3 protein-coding genes and 1 pseudogene are annotated in these 12,826 nt (G+C 64.7%); 2 read left to right on the forward strand and 2 right to left on the reverse strand.

Features of this window, described 5'->3' with window-relative positions; genetic code table 11:
* The first annotated feature begins 80 nt into the window (after positions 1–80).
* Complete coding sequence (locus MKI88_RS20635; RefSeq protein WP_241633436.1) at positions 81–6,338, forward strand: autotransporter domain-containing protein; 6,258 nt, start codon at positions 81–83, stop codon at positions 6,336–6,338.
* 83 nt (positions 6,339–6,421) lie between these two features.
* On the opposite strand, the pseudogene MKI88_RS20640 reads toward MKI88_RS20635, so the two are convergent.
* Both MKI88_RS20640 and MKI88_RS20645 read right to left on the reverse strand, forming a co-directional pair.
* Positions 6,422–6,538, reverse strand: a pseudogene (locus MKI88_RS20640) (IS30 family transposase); the annotation flags it as partial.
* Positions 6,539–6,685: 147 nt separating this feature from the next.
* The gene (locus MKI88_RS20645; protein ID WP_241633437.1) at positions 6,686–11,602 is read right to left on the reverse strand and encodes an autotransporter domain-containing protein; all 4,917 of its coding nucleotides are present in this window, start codon (positions 11,600–11,602) and stop codon (positions 6,686–6,688) included.
* 292 nt (positions 11,603–11,894) lie between these two features.
* On the opposite strand from MKI88_RS20645, the gene MKI88_RS20650 reads away from it, so the two are divergent.
* Positions 11,895–12,826 (forward strand): hypothetical protein (locus tag MKI88_RS20650; protein ID WP_241633438.1); only part of this gene is annotated, 932 nt, incomplete at its 3' end.

Here is a 12,826-nt window from a genome sequence, read left to right on the forward strand (position 1 = left end):
TCACTGCGTACGGCAGGGGTGGCTCGGGCGGCTCGGGCGGTATCGGCCTCTTTTTCAACGATGGCAGCGCACCGAATACGGTGGTTGTTGGCGCGACAATTCAGGGCGGCAATGGCGGCGCCGGCGGAACCGGTGCAGGCGGCACGGCGCCACATGGCTCGGGCGGCGCGGGGATCGTCGGCGGCAACCTGAACATAACCCTGGACTCCGCCGGAGCGATCGCGGGCGGCTTCACGGGCGGGCAGATCGGCAATGAAGCTTTCCGAGCCAATGCGATCACCTTTACCGGCGGCAACAACGCGCTGACCTCCGACAGCGCCACGCCCAACATCCTTGGCAACATCGCGATTGACGGCGGGTCGCTGGCACTCGTCCAGAACGGCAACGATATCACCCTGTCCAATCAGATCACGGGCAACGGTTCCCTGATCAAAGCCGGCAGCGCAACGGTCTCGCTCACCGGCACCAACACCTATTCGGGCGGCACCACGCTGCTGGCCGGCACGCTCCATCTGGGCAACAACAACGCGATCGGCACCGGCGGGCTGACCGTGAATGGCGCAGCCAGCCTGACGGGCGCGGCGGGTCTCGTGCTTAACAGGGCCATCACGCTCAACAACACGCTCAATTTCGGCGCGGGCGGCGGCGCGCTTACCATCACAGGTGTGATCAGCGGTGCGGGCGGGCTCAGCCTCTCCGGCGCGTCCGGGCTGACGCTCAACGCCGCGAACACCTTCGGAGGTGGTTTCAACCTTGGCGGCGGGTCGTTGATCGTAGGCCACAATACGGCGCTCGGTACGGGCAATCTCACAGTGAACGGTGCGAGCACGCTGGGCGCCAGCACCGCCGTCAGCCTCACCAACAACGTCAATCTCAACGCCGGGCTGAGTATCGGTGGTAGCAGCAATGTGGCGCTCAACGGATCGGTGAATGGCGCGGGCGGAATCACCAAGAACGGCGCGGCCAATCTGACGCTGGGCGGTGCCAACACGTTTTTAGGGGGTGTCAGCCTGCAAGCCGGCAGTCTGACGCTCGGCAGCAACACCGCGCTTGGCCTGAGCCTGTTGACGGTGGGTGGCGCGGCGACGCTCAATGCCAGCGCCGGCATCAATCTCGGCAATGCCGTGTCGCTGAACGCCAACCTTGGCATCGGCGGCAGCAACGACATTGCCCTTGGCGGCTTCATCAGCGGGCCTGGCGCCCTGTCGTTCAGTGGCAGCGGCACGCTGGCGCTCAATGGCAACAACATTTTCGGCGGCGGCCTCAATCTGCTCAGCGGTACGCTCAGCGTCGGCAATAATGGGGCGCTTGGCCTCGGCAACCTTAACGTAAGCGGTAATGCCAGCCTTCGTGCCGGAGTGCCCGGCGTTTCCCTGACCAACACCATCAATCTCGCCGGGGGGACGCGGCTCAGCCTGACCGGGACCAATGCGCTTGTGCTCAACAGCACGATCTCCGGGATCGGCGGTCTGGCGATCACGAGCGGCGCCGTCACGCTTGGTGGCTCGAACATCTTTGGCGGCGGAGTCGAACTGGGCGGTGCCAGCCTGACGCTCGCCTCGAATTCGGGGCTTGGCACAGGCGCGCTTGACGTTACCGGCGCTGCTACCCTCCTGGGCAGCTGGAACAATCTGGGCAACGCCATCAGCCTGGGCTCGGGCGCAGCATTGAATCTGGGGAACGCCGCCAACCAAACCCTGAGCGGCATTATCGGCGGTGCCGGCGCACTGGCCAAGAATGGCACTGGCACGCTGACGCTGACGGGCAACAACTTCTATTCCGGCGGCACGACGGTCAATGCCGGCACGCTGCAGATCGGCAATGGCGGCGTGTCGGGGACGATTATCGGCAATGTCACCAACGATGCCACGATCGCCTTTAACAGCAGCACCAGCTCAACCTATAGCGGTGCGATCTCCGGCACCGGCGCGCTGATCAAGGACGGAACCGGCACGCTGACACTCACCGGCACGCATGGCTATACGGGTACAACGACAATCAACAGCGGCACGCTGCGCGTCAACGGCGCGCTCGCCAGCGGCGCCGTCATCGTAAATTCCGGTGCAACGATTGGTGGATCGGGCATCATCGGCGGCGCGGTCACTATCGATAATGGCGGCACGCTCTCCGCGGGCAACAGCCCCGGTACCCTCACCCTCGGCTTACTCAACCTGAACGCGGGGTCGATCGCGAATTTCGAACTCAATGCGCCGGGCGTGATCGGCGGCACGGGCGCGGGCGGCAACGATCTCGTCAACGTCACGGGCGATCTCACGCTCGGCGGCACGCTGAATGCACAGGCTTCGGCTGCGGGCTATTACCGCCTGTTCAACTATGGCGGCGCGCTTGCGGGCAGCTTCGCTACAGTGAACACGAGCGGAAGTAGCTTCGTGGTCGATCAGGCGCGTGTCGAGACTGCGATTCCCGGACAGGTGAACCTCGCTATACTCGGCGCGGGCCAGAACATGCAGTTCTGGGACGGCATAGACGCTATCGGCAATGGCAGCGTTGACGGCGGTGCCGGCACGTGGAGCAGCGCGGCGACGAACTGGACCGGCCAGCCCGGCCAGGCGGGGGTCAACAGCCAGTGGGATCATTCGGTGGGCGTCTTTACCGGCACAGCCGGCGGCACGGTCACGGTGCAGGGCGCGCAGTCCTTCGACACGCTGCAATTCTCGACAAGTGGCTATCAACTGACCGGGGGTACGCTGGGCTTCGACCCGGCCGCGGGCAGTGCCGCGACGATCCAGGTCGATAACGCCATCTCCGCGACCATCGCCTCCGGGCTGACCAACGGAGCCAGCGGCACCGCGCTGCGCAAAACCGGCACCGGCACGCTGATTCTGAGCGGCGCCAACACCCATAGCGGCGGCACGATCCTTCAGGGCGGCACGCTGCAGGTCGGCGCCGACGGCAATCTGGGAGACGGTCTTGGGGGGATCGTCTTCGAAGGCGGCACGCTGGCCGCGACGAACAGCTTCCTGACCGGGCGTAGCATCGCGCTCAATCTCGACGGCCGGTTCGACACCGCCGCCGGCACCACGCTCACCGCCGCGGGCATGATTTCAGGGAGCGGAAGTCTGATCAAAGCCGGCCTTGGCACGCTCGTGTTGAGCGGTTCAAACAGCTATGCCGGGGACACGATTGTCGAGGCGGGGACGCTGATCGGCAACAGGGACACCATCCGCGGCGCTGTCAGCAATGCGGGCGTGGTCGTCTTCGATCAGGCGAGCGACGACAGCTTTGCGGGCAATATACTGGGTCTTAACGGCGCCCGGGGTGTGGCGACCAAGCGCGGCGTCGGCATGCTGACGCTTACCGGCAACTCCGCAAATGACTGGGTGATCGAGCAGGGTCAGCTCGAGACCGCGGCTTCGCGTTTCATGGGCAACGCCCAGATCGCATCGGGTGCCTCGCTCGGTTTTCTTGATACGGGCGCGGCCAGCTATGCGGCCGTGCTTTCGGGCAGCGGTGACCTCCATCAATATGGTTCCGCCCACCTCACCCTCACCGGCAACAGCGCGGGCTTTACCGGGACCACCACCGTTCATGGCGGCACGTTGCGCGTCGACGGAGCGCTCGGCGGCAGCGTCGCGATCGGCACTGGTGCCTCGCTTGAGGGTTCGGGCCGTATCGGCATGGTGAATGTCTCCGGCTTCGGCGCATTGATCGGGCGTGCGGGCGATACGCTGGGCATGGTCAGCCTGACGCTTGGCAACGATGCCAATGTGGTGGCGCTGCTCGGCACGCCTTCGGCCAACGCGCTGTTCGACGTCACCGGCGACCTGGTGCTCGACGGCAGGCTCAGCGTCACCGATGCGGGCGGCTTCGGCGCGGGCGTCTACCGCCTGTTCGACTATGGCGGCACGCTCATCGACAACGGGCTTGAGCTCAACCTGCTGCCCTCGGGCATCAGCGCCAACGACCTTCAGATCCAGACCGCGATCGCGGGCCGGGTCAATCTCATCTCTTCGGCGGGCGTCGACCTGCTCTTCTGGGACGGCACCAATGCCGCGCTCCACGACAATGGCGTGGTCGATGGCGGTGCGGGCACATGGACCGCTACGGGTCGCGCGTGGACCGACGCCAACGGGCTGGTCAATGGCGCGGTGAAGCCGAAGCCGGGCTTTGCGGTGTTCCAGGGAACCGGGGGCGTGGTGACGCTCGACGACAGTGCGGGCGCACTGTCGGTTGCGGGGCTTCAGTTCGCATCGCACGGCTACAGCCTTGCGGGCGATGCGCTGTCGCTCGGCGGCACTGGCGGGCGCACCGTGATCCGCGTCGGCGATGGTTCGGCAGCGGGCGCTGCGATGACCGCGACGATCGCCTCAGCGCTGACGGGCACCGGCGATCTGGTCAAGGCCGATCGCGGCACGCTGATCCTGACGGGGGCCAACGCCTATACCGGCAACACGATCGTCGAGGGCGGCACGCTCATCGGCAACGCCGCCTCGATCCGCGGCAATATCGCCAATGCGGGTACGCTCGTCTTCGATCAGGCGGGCGATGCGGGCTTTGGCGGCGCCATCGCCGGATCGGGCGGCGTCGACGGCGCGATGGTCAAGCGCGGTGCGGGCAGCCTGACGCTTGGCGGAACCTCGTCGCTCGACTGGTCGATCGAGCAGGGATCGCTTGTCACCTCCACGCAGCGCTTTACCGGAGACGCCACGATCGCGGCGGGCGCGACCCTGCTCTTCAACCAGACCGAGGCAGGCAGCTATGCCGGCACGCTTGGCGGCACTGGCACGCTTGCGATCGATGGCGGCCAGCGCGTCGAACTGACGGGCAACAATGCCGGCTTTGCCGGTGCGTTCGATGTGCGACGGGGGACGCTGATCGCGAGCGGCACGCTCGGCGGCGCCACGCGGATCGGCAATGGCGCCCTTGTCGGCGGCGATGGCTCGCTTGGCAGCACGGTGGTGGCTGCGGGCGGCATGATCTCGCCGGGCAATTCGATCGGCACGCTCAACGTCAATGGCGACATCATCTTCGAGGCGGGCTCGATCTATGCGGTCGAGGTCGATGCGACGGGCGATGCCAGCGATCGCATCGTGGTTTCGGGGCGTGCGATCCTGAACGGCGGCGAGGTCGCGCATATCGGGTTCGATGGCAATTACCGGCGCAACGCAAGCTACACGATCCTGACCGCGGCGGGCGGCATACAGGGGCAGTTCGCGAATGCCACTTCGGACTATGCATTCCTTGACGCGCTGCTCGGCTATTCGGCCAGTGCGGTGACATTGACGCTCCAGCGCAACGATATCGACTTCGCGACCATCGGCCGCAGCGCAAACCAGCGCGCGACAGCAGCCGCGGTGCAGGCGCTCGATTCGGGCAACCCGCTGTTCGAGGCGGTCGTGATGCTCGGCGCCGATCAGGCGCGCACGGCCTTTGAAAGTCTGTCGGGCGAGGTCCATGCCTCGCTCCAGTCGGTGCTGGTCGAGGACAGCCGCTTCATCCGCTCGGCCGCGCTCGACAGGATGCGGATTGCCGGTGCTGCCATCGATGCCGAACGTGGCATTGCCTGGTGGATGCAGGGCATCGGCAATTGGGGCAGCCTCGATGGCAGCGCCAATGCGCACCGGATCAAACATGATGCAGCAGGTGTGCTGATGGGCGTGGACGCGATCGCTGCGGAGCATGTGCAGCTCGGCATCTATGGCGGCTGGCAGAAGGGTGATGCCGATGTCCGCGGTCTCGCTTCAGACGCCGATATCGACAGCTACCATCTCGGCCTCTACGCGGGCGCCGATACGGGCCCCTTGAGCCTCAGGACGGGCTTCGCCTTTGGCTGGCACGATGCCGACATCACCCGCCGGATCAGCTTTGCGGGCTTCAGCGAAACCGCAACGTCCAGCCGACGCTCGTCGACCGCGCAGGGCTTTGCCGAGATCGGCTATCGCCTCGATGTCGCGGGCGCCGCGATCGAGCCCTTTGCGAGCATCGCGCACGTCACGCTCGACAGCGAGGCAGTGCAAGAACGCGGCAATGTCGCCGCACTTGGCATCGCACACGCCACGATGGGCACCAGCTTCACGACGCTCGGCGCGCGCATCACCCAGTCCTTCAGCCTTGGCGGGATGAAAGCCGATCTGCGTACGATCGCGGGCTGGCGACATGCCTTTGGCGATCTTACCCCCGGCGCGCTGCTCGCCTTCACCAATGGTGATCCCTTCAGCATTGGTGGCACGCCCGTCGCAAAGGATGCGCTCTCCGCCGATATCGGCCTCGCCCTCACCCTTTCCAGCCGGGCCCGCCTCGACATCGCCTATGCCGGCGATGTCGCGGCCAGCGCCCAGAACCACAGCGCAAGGGCGACTTTCTCTCTGAACTTCTGACCAATCGAAGCCCGGCCACCCACCGGGCTTCGTTCTTCCCGGGCCTCAACCGATGTCGGCTAACGACCGGCGGGTTCAACTGGTCATCGCAACACCTCTCGTAGTTTATCGACGGGTGTTTCGAAGTCCAAGGTCTTTCGGGGGCGCTGATTGAGGCGCAGGGCAACGGCGTTGAGTTGAGATTGCGTGATGCTGGAGAGGTCAGTGCTTCGAAGGCGGCGCGCGCGGATCGCGCTTCTTCCAACCCCCGTTCCCCTCAGGCGGTGGGACGGCCGAGAAAGGATGCCCCGACTCCGACTGCTTGCTCAAGTGGTGGGAAATGCAAGCAGTGGAGTCGGGACGTTCGGTCACCAGCGGAAAGTGATTCCACCGGAGACCGAATGGGCGGTCAGATTTTCGCGCGCCTCAAGGCCGTAGCCCAGTTTGAACTCGGCGGCGGCGACCTTGCCGATCACCCCGAGATTGGCCCGTCCGGCAGTCCGGCCGGGCTCGGCACCATGTATCGTGAAGGTGCCGACGCCGCCGGTCAGTCCTGAGGAAATGGCCCAGCCTTGCTGCACGAGATCATGCGCTAGCGCGAGATTGGCATAGGGCATCACCGTGCCCCCGCTGACTCCGAATTCTCCGGTCAACTCGACGCCGAAAGCCCCGGTCAGCGCCTCATATTCGGTGCTGCCGACGATCAGTCCTGCATCATCCGCACCCGTCTCGACGAAGCCGCTCTGATTCACCCTCGCATAGTCGAGGCTGACGGTCGGCCGGAGCGAAACGCTGCCCGCGTTGACGGTGGTGCCCGCCTTGACCTCGGCACGGAACTCGTCGGCATCAGTGCGTCCGCTGGCGCGGCGTGCGGTGCCGTTGCCTGTGATGATCGCGCGACGCGTGTCGATCTCGTGTCGCGCATAGCCGAGTTGCGCGTCGACGAAGAGATCGTCCGTGTCGACCATCGCATAGGCACCAAGATGATAGCTGTCGATGTCGCCATTGGCTCCGGTGCCAGCCTGGTTGAAATCAGTGCCCGAATAGCCGCCCGCGATACCGAGCCGGATAGTTTCACCGACCTGCCGATCGGCACCGATGGCCAGGCCCTTGACGTCATAGTCATAGCCCGAGGCAAACGCGCCATCATCAATATCGCCGAAGGTGCCGACGCCCTGCATCCAGAATGCTGTGCCGTGGCCGGCGTCGTCGGACCGCTGTTCGGCATCTGCCAGCGAATAGCCTGAGCGCTCCGCGGTCATGCGGCCCTCGATCAGGCGCGCCAACTGGCGGCCCGCCTGCGCCGCGATGGCGGGAGTCACGCCGTGCACCTCGCCCGAGAAGGAGTCGAGCGCCTGCGCCGCGCGCACGGGGTCGATGACGTTCAGCGAGGCACGCACTGCGGCCAGATCCGAAGTGAACGCGCCATGGGCAAGGAATGCGTTGCGCACAGCGGCCTGGTTGGGCGTCAACCCCGCGATCACCGGGATGATTGGTGGTGTCGGCGTGGGTGTCGGCGTGGGTGTAGGTGTAGGTGTAGGTGTAGGTGTAGGTGTAGGTGTAGGTGTAGGTGTAGGTGTAGGTGTAGGTGTAGGTGTTGGCGTTGGCGTTGGCGTTGGCGTTGGCGTCCCCGTACCTGTTCTGGTGACATTGACGGAGACCTGATTGGCCTGGCCGTAGTCCATAACGTAGGTGAACATCAGCCCTTGCTGCGCTAATGTCTGATCAGGGTTGACCGCTGCGAACTGGCCGCTGACCCCACCGTCCGCGACGAGGAAGGTGTAGGAACCGAGCGTCGCCGCATCGAGCGGGATGAACTGCACTGCGCCATCGAGACGCGCGGTGCCCTCAATATCGAGCAGATCCGAAATGCCGGGTGCGCCGAGTTCGATATCGAGCCGGCCGCCCGCAGCCTGCGTGAAATCGCCGAACACCGTGAGCGTGCCGATCGAGTTGCCCGGCGCGACAATGCCGCCATTGGTGAGATGATGGCGGGTACCAGCGGCGAAGAGCGAGGCACTGCCAACCGCACCGCTGCCCATCAACGTCCCGCCCGTCTCCACCGATATATTGCCGATATTGGCGCCGTTCAGGCTGTAGATGCCCGTGCCGCGGATGGCCGTGACGCCGTGAAGCGCGCTGCCAGCGGCCAGATGGAGCGTCCCCGCGGTGACGCGCGTCCCCGCGGTGGTATCAAGACTGTTCCAGATACCGGTCAGCGTCGTGGTGCCACCACCGTTCTTGAGCAGCGTCTCGACGCCCGCGAACTGCGCCGCATCCCACGTCCCGCTATTGAGCCCGAAGGTCAGCAGGTCGAATCCCCCGCCCGCGTCGATTACGCTGTCCGCGCCCAGTGCCGGCGCAGGATCCTGGGCGGTGTTGGGGCGGATGGTGATCTCGTCGTCGCCCGCGCCCATCGTGACATTGCCGTTCATGATGCCCGCGAAATCGAAAACGTCCTTGTCATCGCCCAGGTCGACGGTGCCGGTGAGCGTACCCGACAGCGCCAGATGATCCTCGCCCGCGCCGGTCCTCACATTGCCGCTGAGCGAGGCGCCTGCGCGGTTGTTGATGTCGTCATTGCCCACTGCGGTTTCGACGTCACCGTTGATGACGCCGTCGTTGGTGATGTCGACGCGTTCGGCGCCCGACAGGTCGAGCGCGCCATGGATCCGTCCGGCATTCTCCACCACGATCGTGCCGGCGCTGCCCACGCTCACCGCGCGGACATTGGGGTTACCCGCCTGCCCGATGGTGCCGGTGGCTTCGTTGCGGAGCGTGCTGGTGTTACCCGGCGCGCTGGCGAAGCGGATGATCGGTGCATTCTGGCCGCCCGGCGCATTGGGGGTGTTGATCAACCCGGCGTTCGTCAGGCGGTTGCTGCCCCCATCCATCACAAGCGCAGGGGCATCGGCAGCGAGATTCACGATGCCCGCACCCGCCGCCACCGACACAGCGGCATTGCTCCCCGCCGTCCTTATCAGCGCATCGGGCGATTGGAACTCAAGCACGCCCTCAACGCTGATCGTCAGGTCGGGCGCCGTGAACAAATAGGTCTTATCGACCGGCGGTTTGCAGATCACCGTCTGCCCCGCGGCGGGGCTTGAGGGGGTGCAGGCGCCCGGCATGGGGCCGGTCCCGGTCTTGACCACGTTCACCACGGCCTTGTCAGCCTGATAGTCCACGGCATAGCTGAAGAAGAGTCCGGGGGCCCCGGCGCCGCTCGTGACCTGATCGAACGCGCCGCTCCGCGCGCCATAGGTCATGAAGGTGTAGGCGCCCGTCCCCGCCAGATCGAGCGGGATGAAGTTGACCGTGCCGGCAAGCGTGGCAGTGCCGCCGACGGCCAGCAGATCCGACGTGCCGGGCGCGCCGAGCTCGATGTCGAGCCGGCCCGTCGCGGTCTGGATATAGTCGCGTGCCAGCGTCAGCGTGCCGATGCCCTGACCCGGCGAAACCACGCCCGCATTGGTGACGATCGCGTTGTCGAGCGTGACGTCGCTGATCCGGCCGATGCCCCCGAGCGTGCCGCCCTGCGCGATGTCGATATTGCCGATATGGACGCCGTTCACGATGTAGGTTCCGAGATCCAGAACGACCATGTCGCCGAACAATTCATTGTCGACGCCTTCGGCAAGAGTCAGTGTCCCGCGTGCCACCTCCATGCCTGCCGAAAAGGCGCCCCAGCCACCCGTCAGCGTCGTAGCGCCGTCACCGTCACGGACCAGCCGCTCGAAGCCCTCGAACTGCGCGGCGTCCCAGCTTCCGCTGTCACCGGAAAAAGTCAGCCGGTCGGCATCGCCGCCCTCGGCCTGGATGCGCACCCCCGCTGCGAGCACTGGACGCCCGTTAATGTAGAAGGCGTCGTCATCCGCACCGAGCAGGACGTCGCCGTTGATCGCGCCGCCCTCAACAAAGAAGAGATCGTCGCCATCCCCCAGATTCACGGTGCCATTGACGGTGCCGTGATTGATGATCCGGTCGACACCGGTGCCAAAGCTCAAATTCCCGTTGATCGTGGCGCCGCTGGCATTGTGGAGGCGGTTGCCCGGGCTGGCCAGCGAGCCGTTGCCACCGCTTCCAAAGGTGATGCCGCCATTGATGCTGCCGCCGGAAAGATTGTCGAGGCGATTGTCGCCGGCGCCGAACTGAATGTTGCCGGTTATCGTGCCTGCATTGCGAACGACATCGTCCTCTGCAGTCAGCCATATATCGCCTTCGATGACGCCGGGTCCGGCAATAGGGGCTCCTTCGCCCTCGACACCGTTGTAGACCGCCTTGCCTTCACCATCCTCCATCCGGACGTCACCATGAATGCGGCCGCTATTCTGCACGACGACATTGCCCGAGTTTCCGGACAGGATGGCGCTTGCCCCGTCGGGCATGCCCGCATGGCCGATGACGCCGCTGGCGTCGTTCCTGATCGTGCCCGTCGTTCCCAGGCCAGTGTTGAACGTGATGACGGCGCCATTCGCATCAATGTTCGGCGTGTCAATCACGCCGTTGTTGGAGAGTTGATTCTGTCCGAGCGTCATCACGACCGTCGATCCCGTGCCGGAATTGGTCAGCGAACCGCCCGTGCGGTTGATCAGCGTGCCGCCTCCGCTGAAGGCCACCGCGTTACGCGAACCGAAGATTTCGGCGGCATTGTCGAGCGTCGAACCCACGCCAAGCTGAACGCCGATGCCATCGGATTCCGCGCGGATCGATGCGGTCGACGTGATGGTGCTGTTCGCGCCGACGACCACACCAAACCCCTGGGCTCCAGTATTGCGGATCGACGCGCCGACACCACCATGCGTGATGGCGCTGTCGTTACCGACCGATATAACGCGCGAATGCTGCCCCTCTGTGGTGATGCTGCCATGATTTTCGATGGTCGCGGAGCCCGCCACCACGATGCCATGCGCGCCCGTGCCCGCCGCCGCGGAGATCGTGCCGTTATTGACGATCCGGCTCCCCGCGCGCAGCCCGTCGACGCTGACCGCGTGCAAGCCGGTGACATTGCTGCCTGTCGCTGCGATCGTCCCGTTATTGGTGATGTTGCCCGTATCTGTGCCGGCGCTGAGCCCTATCCCCGTCGCAGCGCTGATCGTGCCGTCGTTGACGAATATGTCGTTGCCCGAGCCGATATTGGTCGCCGGGCTGGTCCCCGTGCAGTTCACGGTCGTCGTGCCGTCGGTTGCCGTTGTGGTCGAGCAGGCGGCGTAACCCGTCTGGCTGTTGAAGAGAACAAGGCTTCCGCACAAGGCCGAAGCACAAAAAAGCGTACGCTTGCCGATCATATGTTCATGCCGGCAAATGCCGGCCCCCATGGATAAGTTGTTATGAGAATGGCGACCGAAGGGCGTTTGACTGCTTCGGGCAGGACCGGATCGCGTAGACCCCGATCAGGCTGTTTTCTGCAAATTATCAACCAGTGCAGATTGCTGTTTTCGTTCCTCCGGTTATGCGTGCAACGTCCCTTGTCTGTGCGCGCCATAGTCGGACGAACGAACATCGCGCCCCCTACGAACGTATAGGGCAGTATAAATTTTTTCGACTAGATGCCCGCGGCTGAAGTCATTTGCGCGTCACGTGGCGCGCATTGCATCTTTCGGCCAAAACATCGGGTGTCAGCCAAGTAAAACCAGAATTACATTATTGATTTTACTCGTAATTCATATGATGTTTGGCATCTTCGTAGCCCGTGATCGGTCAACCATGCGTTCTATTTCAGGTACAAGCGACGGCGTTCAGGCCATCATCGAAGCGATCTATGATGCATCGCTTCATCCCGACGGCTGGGCCGGCGTCGTGCTCGCGCTCGAAGATGTGCTCAAGGGGCCGACCGCGCTCATTATCCAGCGGGACAAGCCGGTCGGCGTGATCGCAGCCGCCTCGGCCGCCGAGGAGCGGCATGTCCGCAGCTATCTCGATCACTACTGGTCGGGCGATCGCGCGATGCTGCGCATGAGGATCGCACCGGTGGGAGAGATATTGCGCGACAGCGAGCTTGTGACCGACGCCGAGCGTGGCCGGCTTGAATTCTACAACGACTATCTTGGCGAGATAGACGCGCATCGCGGGATTTATGCATCGCTGCTGAAATGTGAAGAGGAAACGGTCACGCTGGGTACGCATCGCCGTCGCTCGCAGGAGGATTTCGATCAGGACGACAAGCGCCTGCTCGGCCAGTTGCTGCCGCATCTGAGCAGGAGCCTCAAGATCCGCCGCCGGATGGAAGGCATCGCCCTTCAGCAACGTTTCTCGGCGCAGGCGCTCGATCACACCGCGATCGGGCTCGTCATCGTCACGCGCGACGCCCATGTCCGTTATGCGAACCCTATCGCCGAGGATCACCTGCGTGGCCGTGGCCTCGGCGTGAATCGCAATCGCCTCCACGCATCGACGCCTTCGGCCACCCGCGACCTCCATGCGGCCATCGCTGGCGCAGCAGCGCGTCCGTGCGGTGTGGCAGCATCGGTCACGATACCCTCGGCTGAACCATCGGAAACGATCCATGTCGT

This window comes from Sphingomonas sp. LaA6.9, from assembly GCF_022601895.1.
Classification (GTDB): domain Bacteria; phylum Pseudomonadota; class Alphaproteobacteria; order Sphingomonadales; family Sphingomonadaceae; genus Sphingobium_A.